This window comes from Acinetobacter sp. TY1, from assembly GCF_048551395.1.
Classification (GTDB): Bacteria; Pseudomonadota; Gammaproteobacteria; order Pseudomonadales; family Moraxellaceae; genus Acinetobacter.
The window spans coordinates 14034-35723 of the sequence record NZ_JBLYZK010000024.1; the positions used below are offsets into that span (position 1 = coordinate 14034).

A 21690-nucleotide genomic window follows, 5' to 3' on the forward strand; every position below is an offset into this window, starting at 1 on the left:
GCATCAAAGTAAACATAATTTAGTGGGTATCGAGCTTTTTAAAGCCTTTTACCAAGGTATCTAATTCTTTCAATTGTGCAAGGAATGGTTCCAACTGCGACATACGCAATGCGCATGGACCATCACACTTCGCCTTTTCAGGATCAGGATGCCCTTCCAAAAATAAACCTGCAATACCTGTAGCCATACCTGCACGAGCAAGTGTAGTAATTTGCGCACGACGACCACCAGCAGAATCTTCACGACCACCCGGTGTTTGCAAAGCATGTGTCACATCAAAGAATACTGGCACATTCATTTCTTTCATGGTATCAAAACCAAGCATATCAACTACAAGATTGTTGTAGCCAAATGCTGAGCCACGCTCACACAAAATCAACTTATCATTACCCGCTTCAAGACACTTATTCAAAATATGACGCATTTCATGCGGTGCAAGAAATTGTGCTTTTTTGATGTTAATAATGGCATCTGTTTTCGCCATCGCTTCAACCAAATCGGTCTGACGACTTAAAAAAGCAGGAAGCTGAATAATGTCTGCCACTTCCGCCACAGGTGCCGCCTGATAAGGTTCATGCACATCTGTAATAATCGGCACATTAAAATGCTTTTTAATGTCCGCAAGCCATTCCAAACCTTTCTCTAAACCTGGACCACGGTAAGAATGTAGGCTTGAACGGTTTGCCTTATCAAAACTTGCTTTAAAAACGTAAGGGATACCTAATCGCGTACAGATATCGACATACGATTCTGCAATTTCAAATGCTAAGTCTTTTGACTCAAGTACATTCATGCCGCCGAATAGTACAAATGGCAAATGATTTGCCATTTGTATATCGCCTAAACGTACAATTTCCTGTGGTTTTAATTGTGACATTTAAACTTCCTAGTTATGTTCTTGCACACTTATTTACTGTTTTGGTGCTGTTTTTTAGCAGCATCAATAAAGCTAGCAAATAATGGATGACCATCACGTGGTGAACTTGTAAATTCTGGGTGGAATTGTACAGCAACAAACCATGGATGTGCAGGAATTTCAACAGTTTCCACTAAGCGTTGAATTGGTGAATAACCTGAAATTTTCATGCCTTTTTCTTCAAGCACTGGAATATAACGGTTGTTCATCTCATAACGATGACGGTGACGTTCAATGATATCTTCAGAACCGTACACTTGAGCTGTTTTTGTTCCAGCAACCAATTCAGATTTTTGAGCACCTAGACGCATTGTACCGCCAAGGTTAGAATCAGCATTACGTTGTTGTACTTCACCACGTTCATCTAACCATTCAGTGATCAAACCAATTAATGGCGATTTAGTTGATCGATTAAATTCTGTAGATGTCGCATCTGCAATACCGACAACATGGCGTGCATATTCAATCACAGCCAATTGCATACCCAAACAAATACCTAAAAATGGCACACCATTTTCACGAGCGAACTGAATGGCTTTCATTTTACCTTCAGTACCACGTTCACCGAAACCACCTGGAACTAAAATTGCATCAGCATTTTTCAACACTTCAGCTTCATTTAAGCTTTCAAGTTCTTCTGCATTGACATAATCAATTTCAACTTTAACGCGGTTTTGAATACCTGCATGTAAAAGTGCTTCATTTACAGACTTATACGCATCTGGAAGTTCAACATATTTACCGACCATTGCAACACGAACGGTATATTCAGGGTTAAGCAATGCTTCTACAACGTTATCCCAATCTGTTAAATCAGCTTCAGGAAGATCGTTATAGCCAAAACGCTCACAAATCAAATCATCAACATTCTGTTCATAGAATGTACGTGGAATTTGATAGATTGAACGTGCATCTTTACATACGACAACTGCACGTGCTTCTACGTTAGTAAACAATGCAATTTTACGAATGGTATCTGCATCAACATCATATTCTGTACGACAAATCAGAATATCTGGCTGAATACCAATAGACAGTAATTCTTTTACAGAATGCTGAGTCGGTTTTGTTTTCAATTCTGCAGCAGATTTGATGTATGGTAAAAGCGTCAAGTGCATGAGCATTGTACGCTTATGACCCAGTTCAACCATAAGTTGACGTACCGATTCCATGAATGGGAGAGATTCGATGTCACCGACAGTACCACCGATTTCTACGATGGCAACGTCATAGCCTTCACCTGCGCGAAGAACACGTTCTTTAATATTATCCGTAATATGTGGAATAACTTGTACTGTTCCGCCTAAGTAATCCCCACGGCGTTCGTTATTTAGAACGTCTTGGTACACTCGACCAGAAGTAAAATTATTTAACTTGGTCATTTTAGCACGGCGTAAGAAACGCTCGTAATAACCCAAGTCAAGGTCAGTTTCAGCACCATCTTCTGTTACAAAGACTTCACCGTGCTGGAATGGGCTCATCGTCCCAGGATCGACATTAATGTATGGATCCATTTTGACCATGGTGACTTTTAAACCACGGGCTTCTAAAAGTGCAGCAACTGAAGCAGCTGAAATACCTTTACCCAGTGAGGATACAACACCACCGGTAACGAAAATAAAATGGGTCATTAAGTTTCTCATACAATGGAGCCTAAATTGGCCTACAATGTTGTGCGATTTTACTTTACCTTGCACCAAGAAAGCAAAGTCAATTCACACCAATTCATAGAACAATACACAATCGGCTATTCTATCAGCATTTCCAATAAAAAATTAACACTTCAACAGATGATTTTTATCTTTGATTTTGCTGTTATACTTACTTCACCCAATATGATGTTTTGTTTCGAGCAATTATGAATAAGAAATTTTTAGTTTGCGGGGCAATTGCCACTGCAATTTTAATTACGGCTTGTGTAAAAAAAGAAGAGCCGAAGAACGAATCTACTGAGCAAACAGCCGCTTCAACAGCAACAGTCGCAGAACAACCTGCTCAGTTTGAGAACCTCGAAAGTTCTGAAACTCAAAATCCTGAGCAAGTAAATACTCAAACAACAAATACAACAGATGTACCTGCTGCACCGCATGTTGAAATTGAGCGTACTGAAACTGCACATACAACAACAGAAATTCGTCGCACAACAGAATCAACGACTCCACCTCCTGCTACAAAACCTGCAAAAGCCGAATCTGTAAAAGCTGAATCTCAGCCAAACGAGCAAAAAGTTCAGAATGAACCAAAAGCACCTGTAAAAACAAATACTGCAACTGCACAGTCTGAAGATGATGCAGTTGCAGCAGCAATTGCAGCAGCAACACCTGCTTTGAAAAATTAATGCTGAAAAATGTGAACTCAGATATTTTACTGAGTTCACATTTTTATCTTTTACAACTAAGAACAATAATTTAAATGAAGTACTTTTATAAAATCTTATTTTATTTTACGCTTTTACTTACTTCATACCCTACATTTGCAAATTCTTTCGAGAAAAATGAGGATGTGTTTGAAGCAAAATCTAAAGCTCAAATGAGCATATCTAGCAAATATAAATCATCATTACTTAATTTTATTACTTCTGAAAATCTAGTGAGCCTCAACTATACAGCTTGTGACTATTTAAACGAATTACAACGCTTTCAACACTATCAAACTCAAAATATTGACCATCAAATTTATGCGTATGGCAATACTGTAATTTTCGAAGATGATTTAAAAATTTTAAAACAATTGATTGAAAAATATAAAATAACTTGTGAAACCAAACGCTAATAATTTCACAAGCACTTACATCTATAATTAGCAATATTGTTTTAAAAAATCGGCAATTAAACGAGATGCCCACGATTTACTCTGTAAGCCTTCATAAAAACCACAATGACTGCCCTTTTTCGTGGTGACCACAACCACATTTGGCATTTGTTGTACCACGGATTTAAAAGGTTCAAAGTTCTTAATTGAACAGACTGGATCATCTTCAGCATTGAGAACCATCAATGGAATGGTCACATTTTCAAATACATAAATAGGATTGACGGCCTGATTATAGCTTTGATAATTGGCATAACCCGCCATTTCATAATATTTATACTGGAACTCTTGCAGTGTTTTGGTTTTTAAAACATTTTTTACAGATTTAACTTGTTGCCAAGTTTGCGTATAAGGCTGAATAAAAGCCTTGAATAATTTTTTAGTCATAACTTTGCTATAAAAAGGATGAACATTTTCAAAGCCAATATCTGTGTCATAACCTGGACACATCGCAAATGCAGCTTTAAAAGGAGTATCTGCTCCCTGCTCACCTAAATAACGCACCAATAAACCTGTCCCTGCAGAAGAACCGACAGCATAGAGATCAGACTGTTGGAATTTTTTTTGAATATATTCAAGTTGTTCTTTTAAATCTTCCGTTGAGCCAAAAATCGACATTTTTGGTACAGGCATGGGTAAATTTGCATGGCCACGGCGCAAGCACAGTGCAATACGCCATCCCGTATATTCATTTAAATCTTTAACCAATTCACGCATACTGGTCGGTGAGCCTGTGATGGTATGCATGATTACAATAGTTGGTGTATCTTTAGGTAAATCATAGCCATACCATGAAATAGCAGTTACACCACCATCGTGCATGGTCAATTGATCCATTCGATCATATTGAAGTTGAATCGTTTTTTTCTGAATTAAATCAAAATATAATAAATGTGCATGGGCATTACTCAACCACGGTGTCGGACGGTACTTTTGCTGTAATTGTGGCAACTTTTGTAAAACTTCTGTCAATTCACCTTCTGGATTAAAATACATTTTAGGCTGTTCTGCACCCGTCAGTTGATCAAGTACATTTTGTGTCAGCTGACGAACATTGTTTAAATTGGGTTTTTTCAAACGGATTTTCTTCAAAATAGACATCAAATTTCCTAAGCATTAACATATTTAAAATAAAATAGATTCAGTGATGCGAACATCACTGAATCCTGAAACTGCATAATTTTCAATTTTTAATTCGATTTATATACTAAGCTGGTTGAAACAACTTAATACGCTCACCCATTTGAGCTGCAAGGGCTTGTAAACCACTGAGTGAACGAATCATCACTTCAAATTCAACAATTTGACCTTGCTCATTAAAGCGAATCATATCAATACCTTTCAGTTGTTTTTCCGAAACCACAGCTGAGAATTCAAGTACTACACTTTGTTGATCTTCGGTGAAAAACTCTCGGTGATATGTAAAGTTTTCAAAGACCTGAATAACATTATTTAAAATAAAGAAAACGACTTGCTTACCTTCATAAGGCTTAAATGCAACAGGTGAACGGAACACCACATCATCTGCAAGTAATTCACTCAGAATACTCATATCTCGTGTTGCAATCATATCGTGCCATTTTTGAATGGCAGGTTTCGTATTTATATAGCTCATCTTAATGTCCTTTTAAAATTTTTAAAAATAATCTCCCCCCCTTTTTTTAAAGAGGGCAAAATCTACGTTGTTACAAATCATTAGATTCGTAATACTCCTCGCTTTAAAAGGGAGATTGGGGGGATTTCTTTGAATTAAGTTAGATGTATTTCAATAAATTAAAACTTTCATCTATATAAAAAGTAACGACTAAATCACCATTGCCAATTCAGCGCCCTGACGAATTGCACGCTTGGCATCCAACTCACCTGCTTCTTTCGCACCACCAATCAAATGTACAGACTTCCCATCAGCCTGTAACTGATTGAACATTGCAGTGAAAGGTTCTTGTCCTGCACAAATCACAACATTATCGACCTCTAAAAGCATGGTTTTATCGCCAACCGTAATATGTAAGCCTTGATCATCAATTTTGTTGTAACTTGCGCCTGGAATCATATTGACATGACGATGTTTCAAACCTGTACGGTGAATCCAGCCTGTGGTTTTACCCAAACCAGCACCAACTGAGTTGGCTTTACGTTGTAATAAATAAATTTCACGTGGCGATTGTTCAACTTCAGGTTGTTTCAAACCACCTACATTCGCATAAGATGTATCAATACCCCATTCATCATAAAACTTCTGTGGGTTTAAACTGCCACTTTCGCCTTCATGCGATAAGTATTCCGCTGTATCAAAACCAATACCGCCTGCACCAATAATTGCCACTTTTTTACCAACAGGCTTACGATCACGTAAAACCTCGATATAAGACAATACCTTAGGATGATCAATACCTTCTATATCTAAATGGCGTGGTGTTACACCTGTTGCCACTACGATGTCATCGAAGTTTTCAGAGCTGAGTTCTTCATAAGTTGCGGTATGATTCAGTACGAGCTTAATGTTCGGCTGCAATTCAATTTTACGTTTGAAATAACGTAAAGTTTCATAGAATTCTTCTTTGCCCGGAATGGTTTTAGCAATATTAAATTGACCGCCAATCTGATTGGATGCTTCAAACAGTGTAACTTTATGACCACGATCCGCAGCATAAGTCGCAAAACTTAATCCCGCAGGACCTGCTCCAATCACCGCAATATTTTTAACTTTTGCCGAATCTTTGAAAATCAGTTCAGTTTCATAACATGCTCGTGGATTGACTAAGCATGTTGCTATTTTCATTGAGAAAATATGATCTAAGCAGGCTTGGTTACAACCAATACAGGTATTAATTTCATCTGCACGACCTTGTTCAGCTTTCATGACAAAATGTGAGTCTGCCAGCATTGGACGAGCCATTGAAATCATATCTGCATCACCTTGTGCCAATACATGTTCAGCCATTTCAGGTGTATTGATACGGTTTGAAGTGATCAAAGGCACATTCACAATACCTTTTAATTTCTTAGTCACCCATGTAAATGCTGCACGTGGTACTTTTGTTGCAATGGTCGGAATACGTGCTTCATGCCAGCCAATACCCGTGTTAATAATGGTTGCGCCTGCTTTTTCAATTTCCTTCGCAAGTTGAATTACTTCTTCAAGTGTAGAACCACCTTCAACCAAATCCAACATTGATAAACGATAGATAATAATGAAGTTTTCGCCCACTTCTTGGCGGGTACGTTTTACGATTTCAATTGGAAAACGGATACGGTTTTCGTAGCTACCGCCCCATTCATCATCACGATGGTTGGTACGTGCAGCAATAAATTCGTTAATTAAGTAGCCTTCCGACCCCATAATTTCCACGCCATCATAACCAGCAATTTGCGACAATTTTGCACAGTGAGCAAAGTCTACAATCGTCTGTTCTACTTCTGCTGATGTTAAAGCATGCGGTTTTGTTGGATTGATCGGTGCTTGTATCGCCGATGGTGCAACATTTTCAGACTGATAAGAATAGCGCCCTGTATGCAAAATCTGTAAAGCAATTTTTCCGCCTGCTTCATGCACGGCTTGAGTAATCACTTTATGTTTCTCAGCTTCTTCTAAATGATCCAATTTAGAACCGCCAAAGAATGTTACACCATGATCATTCGGTGAAATGCCACCTGTCACGATTAAGCCTACACCTCCCGCAGCACGCTCTGCATAAAAGGCAGCCATGCGTTCATAACCACCATCCACTTCTTCAAGACCAACATGCATTGATCCCATCAATACACGATTTTTTAATGTGGTAAAACCCAAATCTAAGGGTGCGAGTAAATGTGGATAGTTAGACATGTATGCTCCTTGGCTTGCCGATTTTAATAAATTTGGCTGGCGAAATTATCCTGATGAATATTTAGTGCAACTTGTTGCATTAATTTATGATTTATTTATATGCGAGAATTGATTTTTATGCAACATGTTGCATAATAACTTTGCAATCATTTTTTCGAGATTTGTAACAAAAATGTCTTTAGCTCATGTTTTACTCACAAGTCTAGTCGAAAAACCAAGCACAGGCATTGAGCTTGCTCGTCGTTTTGATCGCTCTATGGGCTTTTTTTGGAATGCAACACATCAGCAAATTTATCGTGAACTCAATGGCATGTTGCAGAAAGGTTGGATTTCCACGCTCGAAGATGAATCGGATACAGGTCGTAAAAAAACCTATCAAGTTGAACAACTCGGTCGTGTGGAACTTACCGATTGGATGCTTAAACAAGCTGAACCTGCTCAGTTACGTGAAGAAATTATGGTTCGCCTACGTATTGAAGCACAATTTGGGGGTAATGCCATCCTGCCCGAACTAGAACGCCATTTACAAATTCACAAAGAAAAGCTCGCACTGTATCAAGTGATTTTTGCCCGAGATTTTGCCAAAGATACTGATCAAGATCGAACGCTATTTATTCATAAAATGATTTTACAACTCGGTATAGATTCTGAAATAGGTTGGATCCAATGGTTTGAAAAACTTATTCCTCAACTTAAAAATTTTAACGAGTCTCAAAACTAAATACTATGCTCAAGAAAAACTAACATCGAAATGTCAAAGTCCCCTGTCATAATCACAATCAAAATATAGATTCAGTCACTGACATTGACCTGTAAAAACGCTATAAAACTCATCTAGAACAAAAAAGAAAGGAAATATACATGCCAATGTACACAATGCCTGATGGTGAAAATCTCTTTGTCCGTGAAATTGGGCAAGGTGAACCTGTCCTTGTGCTATCAGGTTTAGGCATGCACAGTTGGCAATGGCTTCCTTTTTTATTACCAAACATTAAAAAATACAAATTTTATATCCCAGACTGGCGTGGTTTTGGCGGTTCGAAAAATTGTGCTATTCCACAAAATTTAGATGCCATTCAAAACCATTGGCGAGATATTGAATCACTGATTACGCAATTAAACTTGAATAATTTCCTACTGATTGCCTACTCAATGGGTGCGACAACGACCATGCATGGTATGCAATATGGCAATTTAAAAGACCAGTTAAAAGGCTATTTACATATTGATCAAACCCCGCAAATTACCACTGATGAACATTGGTCTTATGGCTTGTTTGGGCAAAAACATGATCAATTTAAACGCTTACTTGCAGAACTATCACAGTTTTTACATCAATATGAACAATATCGTTATATCGATGATTTACCTAATAAACCAAGAGCTGAGCTTGTACAAATTTGGCTTAATTTCATTCAACTACAAAACAGTAATAAAATTAGTCCTTTTTTATTTAAATTGGCTCTACAACACCCACAATTACAAAAACATCTCTTACCGATCCGTCGTTTAGATTACATGACGTGGTATATCGACAACTATTTAAATCATACTGAAAATTATCGTGATGCAATTTCAGAGCTTCAATCTCCAACTACTTTTTTCATCGGTGAAAAATCTTCACTCTATCCGATTGAAGGGCAACTGCATGTGTCAAATACTCTTATGAACGCGAAAAACATCATTTTTAAACGCTCAGGGCATACGCCCCTCATCACCGAGCCTGTCAAATTTACACAGCAAATTCATCAGTTTCTAAAAGAGAATACTTGAACTTATTGAGTTATCTATTTCTTATATACCTAGCAATAGCTGATTTTTCACTCTGTACGCATTTAAAAAAAATATCCTAATTATGAGAAAATTTGTGATTTTTAAATAAATATTGACCTATATCTTTCTTAATTTCTCATACTTATTTTCAAAATACAATTTGATTATGAGCAGTTTTTCATAATTTTAGTCCGTTGTTTTGTAGTTTTTTTATACATTTTAAACTTCAAAAATATTCTACACATAGACTGAATCTATTGATTATAAAAACAGTAGATCAGGACTATCTATGAGCCAACAAATTGAAACCCCTCAATATCATCCACATGAAAAGCGCAACCGTATTATGTCTATTGTCGGTGCTGCTTCGGGAAATTTAGTCGAATGGTTTGATTTTTATATTTATGCCGCCTTTGCTATCTATTTTACCCATGCACTTACCGCCCCTGATATGTCAGACTCAACCAAAGCCATTTATGTATGGGGCGTATTTGCCGCAAGCTTTTTTATGCGTCCTATTGGAAGTTGGCTCTTTGGATGGATTGGTGATACTTATGGGCGCAAAAACTCCATGGTGATCTCAATTTCTCTTATGGCATTCAGCTCATTTTTATTTGCAGCCTTACCCACTTATGAGCAAGTAGGTATGGCAGCTCCATTTTGCCTTTTGGCAGTTCGACTCTTACAAGGTCTTTCAGTCGGTGGCGAATACGGTACCGTTGCAACTTATATGAGTGAAATCGCACTAAAAGGTCAGCGTGGTTTTTATTCATCTTTTCAATATGTCACGCTTGCAGGCGGTCAACTTTTAGCAAGTGCGCTTGGTGTTCTATTGCTTGCACTGATGAGTAAAGAACAACTCATGGATGGCGGTTGGCGCATTCCTTTTGTGATTGGTGGTATTGTCGCTATTTTATCTTTATTTGCACGTCGTCATCTTAAAGAAACCTTATCTAAAGATGAGGCGAGCAAAGAAGGTTCAGGCAGTTTAAGAGAGTTATTCAAAAATAATTGGCGTACTTTTCTATTGGTTGTTGGTTACACATCTGCAGGCTCACTGTGCTTTTACCTTATTACGGTGTACTCAAAAACATATATTACTAGCCTTGGTTTCACTGACAAAACCGTCGGTTATATGATGACCTTTGCTCTCTTTATCTTTATGTGTGTACAGCCCTTATTCGGCATGCTTGCAGATCGGATTGGGCGCCGTACATCAATGATGCTGTTTAGTATTTGTTGTGCTGTCTTTATTTATCCTGTAATGGTTTTGGCAATGCCTTACTTCCACAACTCAGCAATAATGGTAACACTGCTACTAATTTTTCTTATGCTATGCCTAAGTTTTTACACATCAATTAGTGGTTTGGTTAAAGCTGAAATGTTCCCCTCTCATATTCGTGCATTAGGTGTCGGTTTTGCCTATGCTGTTGGAAATGCAATTTTTGGTGGGTCTGCACCTGCTGTTGCACTTAAACTTAAAGATGTTGGACATGAAAATACATTTTTCGTTTATGTCGTAATCATGCTGATTATTTGTTTATTTTGTAGTATGCGCCTACCGAAAGAGCCTAAATACTTACATCATGACCATTAAGACCTTTGTTCTTGACAAACAAGAAAGCCAACATGCATGTTGGCTTTCTTTTAACTACAACTTTTATCTCAAAATTCGGTTCTTCCTTAATTCTATGAGGATTATCTCCCTGAAAACTCTTTTGATTTAAAGCCCATCGTTCGAACTAAAGTAAACAAAGTTCATACTTTGAGTAAAAAATTGATATGTTTCAAAAGCATCCCAACAAAAAAAATTGATTATTTTTTCTACAGAATAACTTACTTTTTTTGCGATACACCAACACTTAAAGCCTCCAAGCAAATCAAAACAGATCATCACAAAACAAAATTTAAGAATATACAGTTGATTTTAAACTATTTTTTATATTTGTAAGCAAAATTACACTTGTTTGCACAAAATTCTAGTAAATTACACCTTATTGTAACAGAGCGTAAATTTAAATCCGTGGTTGAATCTGCTCATTCAAGGACCGGACATAACAACAATACTGGACGGATTTATCCTCTGTGATAAAAGGAAACTTTATGGATTATCTCAACCCCACAGTCGTAACATTTGTTTTTTATATTATCGTCATGGTATGCATTGGGCTGTATGCATATAAAAAGACGACAGATTTCTCCGATTATATTTTGGGAGGACGTAGCCTCGGAAGTTTTGTCACGGCATTATCGGCAGGTGCTTCCGACATGAGTGGTTGGTTACTCATGGGGCTACCTGGTGCAATTTATCTTTCAGGCTTGTCTGAATCATGGATTGCCATTGGTTTGATTATTGGCGCATGGATCAACTGGTTTTTGGTAGCAGGACGCTTACGTGTACATACCGAAATTCAGGGTAATGCATTGACTCTACCCGATTATTTCACAAGCCGTTTTGGTGACAAGAAAAAGATTTTACGCATCATTTCTGCAATGGTGATTTTAGTCTTTTTTGCCATTTACTGTGCTTCAGGCATGGTTGCAGGTGCACGTTTATTTGAAAGTATTTTTGGGCTCAGTTACACCACAGCACTTTGGCTCAGTGCACTTGCGACCATAAGTTATGTATGTATTGGTGGTTTCTTAGCAATTAGTTGGACGGATACTTTCCAAGCAGGCCTGATGATTTTTGCATTACTCCTTGCACCAATCATGACCTATTTAGCCTTAGGTGATACAACATCTGCGACACAATTAATTGAAACTGCTCGACCACATGCAAGTAATTTATTTACTGGCATTAGTGGCATCGCCATCATTTCCTCAATGGCATGGGGCTTAGGCTATTTTGGTCAACCACATATTCTCATTCGTTTCATGGCGGCTGACTCAGTACGCTCTATTCCAGCTGCCCGTAGAATTGGTATGGCTTGGATGATTTTATGTTTAGGGGGTGCAGTTGCTGTAGGTTATGTTGGTATTGCTTATTTCCACGTACACCCTGAACTTGCTGCTGTTGTCAAAGCCAACCCTGAAACTGTGTTTATGGAAGTAACCAAACTTCTATTTAATCCTTGGATTGCAGGCGTTATTTTGGCAGCTATTTTAGCCGCTGTAATGAGTACCCTCAGCGCACAATTATTGGTGTGTTCAACCACATTAACTGAAGATCTATATAAAGCATTTTTACGTAAAAATGCTTCACAAAATGAATTGGTCTGGGTTGGTCGTTTAATGGTTTTAGCCATTTCAGTTCTTGCCATTGTAATTGCCATGAATCCTGCAAGTAAAGTACTCGGTCTTGTCGCTTATGCATGGGCAGGTTTTGGTGCTGCATTTGGTCCGTTGGTCATTTTGTCTCTCATGTGGAAACGCATGACGCTCAATGGTGCTTTAGTTGGTATGATTGTGGGTGCAGTTACCGTAATTGCATGGAAAAATTATATGGGCGATTTGGGTCTATATGAGATTGTACCTGGCTTCATTTTATCTTTCATCAGCATCATTGTGGTGAGTTTAATGGATAAAGAACCGACTCAAGATGTGATTGAACGTTTTGAAAGTGCTGAAAATATCTACAATCGTGAAATGCAAGACATGAAAAACTAAAATCGTTTAAACATGTTTTACAAAAAGGGCTTCATGCCCTTTTTTTATTGTTTTTAAATCTACTTTTTTGATGCAGTTTTCAGCGTGCTTTTTAAATGAATATGCTGACTATCTTTGATGACTTCCATCACTGGATAACTCCGTGTCTCCTTAACGCCTGGTAACTGCCACAGCACTTGTCCTGAAATGTGTCGAAACTCGCTCATATCTTTACAGCGAATTTTCACTAAAAAATCAAAACCACCACTAATCATATGACAAGCAATAATTTCAGGATGCAATACCACCGCTTCGGAAAATTCATCGAGTGCGTTGGGTGTAGTTTTATCCAGTAAAATTTCGACAAATACGACAAAACTCGCACCAAGTAAATCAGGATTAAGCTTGGCTTCATAACCCAAAATAAAGCCATCTGCCATTAACTTTTGTACCCGAGCAAGTACGGCGGTGGCGGATAAATTAACTGCTTCTGCCAATTTAATATTAGATATTTTTCCATCATCTTGCAGAATATCGAGAATTTTGAGATCTATGCGGTCTAGAGTAGAAATTGAGGCTGTCATTTGAATTATTCTCTAAATATTAATCAAATTATAGTGAGTTATTTGGCTTTATTTCTGTGATGATAAATTAAATAAGGTAGCCAACTCAACAAAAATATATTGTTCAGTCACAGGATGTTGACCATGAATACGATTTCATCTGCAAACACAGAAGCACTTAATACACCTGCTTTTGAAAGTATTACCCCATTTCATCCTCATACTGAGTTTCAGCATGCTATCAATACGGCATGGCGCCGTGCTGAACCTGAATGCATCGAAAATCTACTTGAGCATACTCAAATTGATGATGACCTTAATCAACATATTCATGATCTTGCATTCAATTTGGCACATAGCTTACGCGAGCGTAAAAGCTCATCGGGCAAAGCAGGCATCGTACAAGGCTTATTACAAGAATTTTCCCTGTCATCACAAGAAGGCATTGCTTTGATGTGTTTGGCCGAAGCCTTACTGCGTATTCCAGACAATGCCACACGTGACCTACTGATCAAAGACAAGATTAATCAAGGCAATTGGAAAGATCATTTGGGGCAAAGTAACTTGATGTTTGTCAATGCTGCTGCATGGGGCTTAATGCTCACTGGTAAACTGATGGAAACACCAAAACATCAAAGTTTATCAGGCATGCTCACTTCCCTTTTAGCACGCAGTGGGCGTGGCATTATTCGTAAAGCGGTTGATGCAGCAATGCGGATGATGGGCGAGCAATTTGTCACTGGTGAAACCATTGAAGAAGCACTTGATCACGCGAAACCGCTTGAAGAAAAAGGCTTCCGCTATTCATACGATATGCTCGGTGAAGCCGCACTGACCGAATATGATGCAGATCGTTATTTGGCTGATTATACCCAAGCCATTCATGCTATTGGTAAAGCCTCTGCCGATAAAGATGTTTATAGTGGCCCAGGAATTTCTATCAAATTATCCGCATTGCATCCACGTTATCAGCGTAGCCAAATCGCCCGTGTGCATGATGAGCTTTATCCTAAAATTCTCAATTTAGCTTTATTAGCAAAAAGTTATGATATTGGGCTGAATATTGATGCAGAAGAATCGGAACGCCTTGAACTTTCTTTAGAGCTTCTTGAGCGTTTATGTTTTGAGCCCGCTTTGAAAAACTGGAAAGGCATTGGTTTTGTCATACAAGCATACCAAAAACGTTGTTTCTATGTGGTTGATTATATTATTGACCTTGCAAAACGTAGCCAAAAACGCTTGATGATTCGTCTTGTCAAAGGTGCCTATTGGGACAGCGAAATTAAGAAAGCTCAAATTGATGGTATGTCAGACTATCCTGTTTTTACCCGAAAAGTGCATACAGATTTGTCTTATATTGCTTGTGCCAAAAAACTATTAGCTGCGCCTGATTTGATTTACCCACAATTTGCTACGCACAATGCCCAGACCTTAGCGACCATTTATCAACTTGCACAACCTGAAAAATATTATGCAGGACAATATGAGTTCCAATGCTTACATGGCATGGGAGAACCCTTATATGATCAAGTGGTTGGCTCAATTACTGATCAAAAATTAGGAGTTCCTTGTCGTATTTATGCACCTGTTGGTAATCATGAAACCTTACTCGCTTATTTGGTTCGTCGTTTACTCGAAAATGGTGCAAATACCTCTTTCGTCAACCGTATTGCCGATCAAACTGTGCAAATTGAATCACTAATTGAAGACCCAATTCATGAAATTCAGCACACGGCGCAACAAGTCGGTATTGTTGGAACGAAGCACCCTGCCATTCCTTTACCTCATGATGTATTACAACCCATTCGTCAAAATTCAATTGGTTTAGATTTAAACAACGATGCTGAATTACAGCAGTTAAATCAATATGCTGAGCAATTTTCGAATCAACAATGGTCAAGCTCCCCATTATTAGAAAATTTTGATCTTCAACAATCCAATTTACAGCCTCAGCCCATTATCAATCCTGCGCATCATCTAGATATTGTCGGTTTTGTCTATGAAGCTGAAAGCGATCAGGTCAATCTTGCACTGAATAATGCCACGCAAAGCAATGCACTTTGGCAAAATACCCCTTCACAACAACGGGCGGAATGTCTATTCAAAGCAGCCGATCTGATGGAAGGTCGGATGCAAGAACTGATGGTTTTACTGTGCCGTGAAAGTGGTAAAACATGGTCAAATGGTATTGCTGAAGTACGTGAAGCAGTTGACTTCCTACGTTACTATGCAACGCAATCACAAGATATACAAGGCAAAATAGATGCCTTAGGAACGGTATTGTGTATTAGTCCATGGAATTTTCCACTTGCAATTTTTAGTGGGCAAATTGCTGCGGCACTTGCAACCGGAAATTGTGTGATTGCTAAACCTGCCGAACAAACACCTCTTATTGCAGCCGAAGCCGTGAAAATTTTATGGCAAGCTGGCATTCCAAAATCTGTCGTACAACTTTTACCAGGACGTGGTGAAATTGTCGGCTCACAACTAAGCCAAGATGATCGTATTCATGCGGTAATGTTTACAGGCTCAACCGAAGTTGCCAAAATTTTACAACGAACTTTAGCTAAACGTTTAAGTCCACAAGGTTGCCCTATTCCGTTAATTGCTGAAACAGGTGGACAAAACGCGATGATTGTTGACTCATCAGCATTGACTGAACAAGTGGTGCTTGATGCAGTCAATTCAGCATTCGACAGTGCAGGTCAACGCTGTTCTGCCCTACGTGTTTTATGTGTGCAACAAGACAACGCGCCTACCCTCATCAAAATGCTCAAAGGTGCAATGCAACAACTCAACTGTGGTAATCCTCAACAATTAGATATCGATGTCGGTCCTGTTATTGATCTTGATGCACAGCAAAATATTGAAAATCATATTGAACAAATGCGTCAAAAAGGTTATCCCGTTCATCAATTACAATTTAAGACATCACAAGATAAGTATGATCATTCATACAACACACAAGGTACATTTGTATCGCCAACGCTCATTGAACTACCTAATTTAAATGAGCTTAAACGTGAAGTATTTGGTCCTGTGTTACATGTCATCACTTATAAATATGGTGAGCTTGAAAAGTTACTTCAACATATCAATGATAAAGGTTATGGTCTGACCATGGGCTTACATACTCGTATTGATGAAACCATTGATACGGTTATACAACATGCCGAAGTGGGTAATCTCTACATTAACCGTAATATTGTTGGTGCAGTGGTTGGCGTGCAACCCTTTGGTGGCGAAGGTTTATCAGGTACAGGGCCGAAAGCAGGTGGCCCAATTTATATGCATAAACTCATGCAACAACAATCTTATAAACAAAATCAACTCTTTGGTACAATAAAATCACTCACAACCAAAACAGAATTAGCACAATTTGTAGCGTTTAAAACATGGGCAATGCAACAATTTAGAATTGATCTGAACTTAAGTATCGAAGAAAATTTGATTGGTCTATATACCCTGCCTGGACCAACAGGTGAAAGTAATCATTATACGATTGCGCCACGTAAAGCCGTTTTGTGTATGGCTGAGCAGGAACTATCGTTGATTCAGCAACTTACGAGTGTTTATGCAATTGGAAGTACACCAGTTGTCTTACATGATGATGTTGTGATTTTAAAGTATTTATCGAGTATGCCTGAAACATTACGTAAAAGTATTCAAATCATTCAAAATATTGAAACAGATCATTTTGATGCTGTACTGTATCAAGGTTCGGAACAAAAATTGATGCTATTACAACAAAGCATTGCACAACGTCAAGGAGCGATTATTGGTATTAGCCATGTACAGATTGGGCAATCTATACCGATAGACCGTTTAGTGATTGAAAGAGCCGTCAGCATCAATACCGCTGCTGCAGGTGGTAATGCAAGTTTGATGACGCTACAAAGTTAGCCACAATAGCAGTTATTTTATCGATATTTAAGGCTTTAAAATTAAATTTTCCTCGCCTATTTCAATATTGAAATAGGCGTTTTTATGAGAATAACAATCACTAAGTATTCATCTTAAGTAATAGTAGGATAAGAGCGTTGAATTAATTCTTGTTTAAGCATCATCAAATCTTGCACATTTCCGGGATCAAAGCGTTCAATAAACCATGCACCATCTGCAGCATAACGCAATATCCGTAAATTCAAATCAGCATCAGTGTCTTGATGTTGCTTTAAACGTTCCGCCAACCACTTATTCCAAAGCTGACTAAAAGTCTGATCAGAAACCAAAGTCATTGATAAGGTTGCCCATAATGAACTTACCCCAAAAGATTGATGGGTTAAGGTCACTTCAATATACGCACGTGTAAAACAGCCATATTGCACCGTATCTTGTTCAATAAATCGGTCAATTTCCTGATCAAATTTGTGTAAAACTTCATGTAACATGGTTTCAATTAAAATTTGCTTATTGGCAAAATGATGAAACACGCCCCCTTTGGTCACGCCTGCAAATGCCGCAACGGCTTGAATTGAAACACTTGCTACACCTTTTTCTGCTGCAAGCTGCATTGCGCCATCCAAAATACGTTGCCGAACCAAATCTGGTTGTTTCTTGCGCTGATATGCATTTTGTATGACAGATTCCATTAAATACTCGGCTCCAATCTCTATGTTTCACTTTTGGTAAATTATTAACTTAATGTCCAGCAGAATGTGAAAATAAATTAATCACCACCACACCCGATACAATTAGACCGATGCCAATCATAGCTGCTGCATCTAAACGCTGCTGAAAGACAAAAAATCCAATCATTGCAGTGAGGACAATCCCCACACCTGCCCAAATTGCATAAGCAATACCCAACGGAATTACTTTAATGACTTGTGATAGCAAGTAAAATGCGATGCTAAATAATACGACAACGGCAAGGGAGGGCCATAATTTGGTAAATCCCTCCGATTTCACCAAAAACGTAGAGCCTGTCACTTCCGAAATAATCGCCAAGCCAAGCAATGAATAAGCAAAAAGAAAACTGTTCATTATAAACCCACCAGAAGATACCAATCGGTAGGTATGTTACCTAAATTGATCTCATTTTGCAATTTCAACCAATTATTTAACACATCTCAACGTATATTTATCACTCAAAAGCAATAAAGATGCCTTTAAAAGCTGAAAATAGATTGAAAAATCAGTCCATCACACCCATACATAAGGCAACTCAAATATTCAAGACAGTCACCCAATGCTGGAGTATCATCAATTTCAACGATACTTCACATACCACATTGATGACGACAAATATAGATAAGGATGAAGGCATTATATGAATATTGCAGCAAACCCATTGGTTGAAGCAGATCAAACCATTTATTTAAAAGATTATCAAAAACCTGCTTTTATGGTTGATTCTATTGACCTAAATATCCAAGTCTATGCAGACCATACACAAGTCGACAGTAAATTGGTAATGCAGCGTCAGGCTGAAGGTGACTTGGTGCTATTGGGTCGTGATCTTGAACTCAAATCTATTGCTGTTAATGGTCAATTACTGTCTGAAAATGAATATCAACTCAATACTGAGCAATTGATCATTCAAAATGCCCCTGCTGATGCGCTTATTGAAATTACAGTTATTATTCATCCTGAATCAAATACTCAGCTTGAAGGTTTATATCAAGCCGCTGGCGATTTATTTGTCACGCAAAATGAACCTGAAGGTTTCCGTAAAATTACTTTTTACCCTGATCGTCCTGATGTTTTATCGGTTTTTACCACACGTGTTGAAGCAGACAAAAAATTCCCTGTTTTACTTGCCAATGGCAACTTGATTGAAGCAGGTGAAACTGGTGAAAACCGTCATTATACCATTTGGAAAGATCCAACTAAAAAACCAGCCTATTTATTTGCCTGTGTGATTGGCGATTTGGCAGTACTGAAAGATCGCTATACGACTTCAGAAGGTCGTGACGTTGCACTTGAAATTTATGCCGAAGAAAAAGACATTCCAAAATGTCACATTGCGATGGAAGCACTGAAACATTCTATGCGTTGGGATGAAGAGCATTATGGTCGCCCATACGATTTAGACAACTATATGATTGTAGCAACCAGCGCATTCAATATGGGTGCAATGGAAAATAAAGGTTTAAATATCTTTAATACCTCATGCGTACTTGCAGATGAAGAATTTACCACCGATGCATCAATTATGCGTGTGCAATCTGTCATCGCCCATGAATATTTCCATAACTGGACAGGAAACCGTATTACCTGCCGTGATTGGTTCCAACTCTGCTTAAAAGAAGGCTTAACGGTTTTCCGTGATCAATCCTTCTCGGAAGATTTACAATCGGCTGCGGTTCAACGTATCGATGATGTTGCTGTACTTAAAGCCCATCAATTCCCTGAAGATTCAGGTCCACTTTCACATCCGCCACGTCCTGATCATTTTGTTGAAATCAATAATTTCTATACGGCAACGGTTTATGAAAAAGGTGCTGAAATTAACCGTATGATGGCAACATTACTCGGTAAAGAAAAATTCCGTGCAGGAACAGATGAATACTTCAAACGCCATGATGGTCAAGCTGTAACAGTTGAAGATTGGATTGCAGCATTGACTGCAGGTTCAGGTGTTGATTTATCTACATTTTTAACATGGTACAATCAACCTGGTACACCAAAGTTAGAAGTGCAAGATCAATATGATGCAACCGCACAAACCTATACATTAAGCTTTAAACAAAGCCTAAAAGCACATCCGAAATATCCAAATTTAAAAGCCGTACCAATTCCTGTGGCTTTAGCACTTTTTGATGCAACAACAGGTGAACAACTTGTACTTAGCTCTGATGCCTTGTTTGAAGATAACGTCAAAGATGGTATGTATCTATTTGATACGGATACAGCAAGTATTACGTTCACAAATGTAGCTACTCAACCTGTGGTGTCATTGTTACGTAACTTCTCAGCACCTGTAAATTTAGAATTTAATTATTCAGATGAACAGCTTGCATTCTTATTACGTTACGAAACCAATGGTTTTAACCAATGGCAAGCATCACAGACCTTATTGGAAAACATTCTACTTAAAGATCACAATGCACAAGTTTATCTTGATGCGATCAGTGCGCCGGACTTCCTTGGCAAATTAATCAGCACAGACCCATTATTGGTGTCACGCTTATTTGATGTGCCAACAGAAGGTTATTTGGCAAGCCGTATTGATCAAAATTACAATCCATTGGTAATTAAAGAAAAACGTGAAGCACTTTTAAATGCTGTTGCAACAATCTTTAAAGGTTTTTGGAAAAATGTATACCAAGTTTTAGATGAACCTGAAGATTTCAGTCAAGCAATGGGTGTGCGTGCAGTTAAAAATATTGCATTAAGTATGATGGCACGTCAGGGGGATGATGAAGTCTTTACTTTAGCAGAAGCACAATATCGAACAACAAAGAATATGTCTTTACGTTTGGGTGCACTCAAAGTTTTAGTGTGGAATGATGCACCACAAGCAGAGTCAGCACTTATTGACTTTTATTTACGTTTTAAAGATGAAGCATTGTCAATGGATCAGTGGTTTATGATTCAAGCAGCACATCCTAAAGCAGATGCCGATACAATTGCATACCTAACCTCACATCCTGATTATGATTTAGCTGTACCCAACCGTATTCGTTCAGTTTCAGGCGGTTTAAATGCTAATCCTGTCAACACATGGAGTTTTGGTGTTCAGCACTTTATTGATTTAGCGAAGTATTTAGATGAGAAAAACCCAATTATTGGTTCTCGGCTATTACAGGTTTTATCACGTTGGTATACGCTAGCAGAACCACAGCGTAGTGAAGTACAAGCACAACTTGAGGCATTAAAACCATTGGTAAAATCTAAAAATGTTTCTGAAACACTCAATAGCATGTTGACTATATAATCAATATCGCCAACTCAGTCAGATTAAAGACCAACTAAAACTAAAAACCCAGAGACTATCTCTGGGTTTTTTAAACAACCTAGACCAAATCCCTACTCAGAATAAAAGTTTTCAGGTAAAATTAACGTTTACTTACAATCTATAAAATTAAGTTCATGGACATTCTTAAATTTATCAAAAGTTTCAATACAGTTAATAGCTACCTTATAGTTTCATTTTTAGCCTTAATCACACTCGTTGTGTATTTATTTGTTTTAAACCCCACTTGATGATCGGCTTTTAAAAACTCAGAAAGTAATACATTAGGAATATTATGGACAGCACAGTA

The 21690-nt window shown here is 38.1% G+C and carries 16 protein-coding genes; 8 read left to right on the top strand and 8 right to left on the bottom strand.

Annotated elements, in window-relative coordinates:
• Positions 1-19: 19 nt before the first annotated feature.
• Both kdsA and ACK2M2_RS12640 read right to left on the bottom strand, forming a co-directional pair.
• Positions 20-877, bottom strand: a complete 858-nt coding sequence (gene kdsA / locus ACK2M2_RS12635; protein ID WP_409510175.1) for a 3-deoxy-8-phosphooctulonate synthase — start codon at positions 875-877, stop codon at positions 20-22.
• 29 nt (positions 878-906) lie between these two features.
• Complete coding sequence (locus tag ACK2M2_RS12640; protein WP_419348985.1) at positions 907-2547, bottom strand: CTP synthase; 1641 nt, start codon at positions 2545-2547, stop codon at positions 907-909.
• Positions 2548-2774: 227 nt separating this feature from the next.
• Between ACK2M2_RS12640 and ACK2M2_RS12645 the strand changes: the two genes are divergently transcribed.
• Both ACK2M2_RS12645 and ACK2M2_RS12650 read left to right on the top strand, forming a co-directional pair.
• Positions 2775-3254 (top strand): internalin, encoded by a 480-nt coding sequence (locus tag ACK2M2_RS12645; protein ID WP_419348987.1) that lies wholly within the window; start codon positions 2775-2777, stop codon positions 3252-3254.
• Between the two features lie 164 nt (positions 3255-3418).
• Entirely contained in the window at positions 3419-3688 is a 270-nt protein-coding gene (locus ACK2M2_RS12650) for a hypothetical protein (RefSeq protein ID WP_419348990.1), read from the top strand.
• Positions 3689-3715: 27 nt separating this feature from the next.
• Here the strand turns inward: ACK2M2_RS12650 and ACK2M2_RS12655 are convergent, their stop codons facing one another.
• From ACK2M2_RS12655 to ACK2M2_RS12665, 3 genes are all read right to left on the bottom strand, one after another.
• A complete protein-coding gene (locus ACK2M2_RS12655; protein WP_419348993.1) occupies positions 3716-4828 on the bottom strand; it encodes a YheT family hydrolase in 1113 nt (370 codons plus the stop codon).
• 106 nt (positions 4829-4934) lie between these two features.
• Positions 4935-5342 (bottom strand): nuclear transport factor 2 family protein, encoded by a 408-nt coding sequence (locus ACK2M2_RS12660; RefSeq protein WP_419348996.1) that lies wholly within the window; start codon positions 5340-5342, stop codon positions 4935-4937.
• Positions 5343-5531: 189 nt separating this feature from the next.
• On the bottom strand, positions 5532-7556 hold the full coding sequence (locus ACK2M2_RS12665; RefSeq protein WP_419348997.1) for an FAD-dependent oxidoreductase: 2025 nt from the start codon (positions 7554-7556) through the stop codon (positions 5532-5534).
• A gap of 172 nt (positions 7557-7728) precedes the next feature.
• Here ACK2M2_RS12665 and ACK2M2_RS12670 point away from each other — a divergent pair, with 172 nt between their 5' ends.
• The 4 genes from ACK2M2_RS12670 to putP all read left to right on the top strand — a co-directional run bounded on the left by ACK2M2_RS12670 (position 7729) and on the right by putP (position 12938).
• A complete protein-coding gene (locus ACK2M2_RS12670; RefSeq protein WP_409510182.1) occupies positions 7729-8277 on the top strand; it encodes a PadR family transcriptional regulator in 549 nt (182 codons plus the stop codon).
• Positions 8278-8417: 140 nt separating this feature from the next.
• A complete protein-coding gene (locus ACK2M2_RS12675; protein ID WP_419349000.1) occupies positions 8418-9329 on the top strand; it encodes an alpha/beta fold hydrolase in 912 nt (303 codons plus the stop codon).
• Positions 9330-9618: 289 nt separating this feature from the next.
• Entirely contained in the window at positions 9619-10926 is a 1308-nt protein-coding gene (locus ACK2M2_RS12680; RefSeq protein WP_409510184.1) for an MFS transporter, read from the top strand.
• Between the two features lie 506 nt (positions 10927-11432).
• Positions 11433-12938 (top strand): sodium/proline symporter PutP, encoded by a 1506-nt coding sequence (gene putP / locus ACK2M2_RS12685; protein ID WP_419349003.1) that lies wholly within the window; start codon positions 11433-11435, stop codon positions 12936-12938.
• A 59-nt stretch (positions 12939-12997) separates the two neighbouring features.
• On the opposite strand, the gene ACK2M2_RS12690 is transcribed toward putP, so the two are convergent.
• The gene (locus tag ACK2M2_RS12690; protein ID WP_419349006.1) at positions 12998-13501 is read right to left on the bottom strand and encodes an Lrp/AsnC ligand binding domain-containing protein; all 504 of its coding nucleotides are present in this window, start codon (positions 13499-13501) and stop codon (positions 12998-13000) included.
• 123 nt (positions 13502-13624) lie between these two features.
• Here ACK2M2_RS12690 and putA point away from each other — a divergent pair, with 123 nt between their 5' ends.
• Positions 13625-17383, top strand: a complete 3759-nt coding sequence (gene putA, locus ACK2M2_RS12695) for a trifunctional transcriptional regulator/proline dehydrogenase/L-glutamate gamma-semialdehyde dehydrogenase (protein ID WP_419349009.1) — start codon at positions 13625-13627, stop codon at positions 17381-17383.
• Positions 17384-17496: 113 nt separating this feature from the next.
• Here the strand turns inward: putA and ACK2M2_RS12700 are convergent, their stop codons facing one another.
• Entirely contained in the window at positions 17497-18072 is a 576-nt protein-coding gene (locus ACK2M2_RS12700; RefSeq protein WP_419349012.1) for a TetR/AcrR family transcriptional regulator, read from the bottom strand.
• A gap of 49 nt (positions 18073-18121) precedes the next feature.
• A complete protein-coding gene (locus tag ACK2M2_RS12705; RefSeq protein ID WP_419349015.1) occupies positions 18122-18466 on the bottom strand; it encodes an SMR family transporter in 345 nt (114 codons plus the stop codon).
• A 286-nt stretch (positions 18467-18752) separates the two neighbouring features.
• On the opposite strand from ACK2M2_RS12705, the gene pepN reads away from it, so the two are divergent.
• Positions 18753-21362, top strand: a complete 2610-nt coding sequence (gene pepN / locus ACK2M2_RS12710) for an aminopeptidase N (protein ID WP_419349018.1) — start codon at positions 18753-18755, stop codon at positions 21360-21362.
• Positions 21363-21690 lie beyond the last annotated feature (328 nt).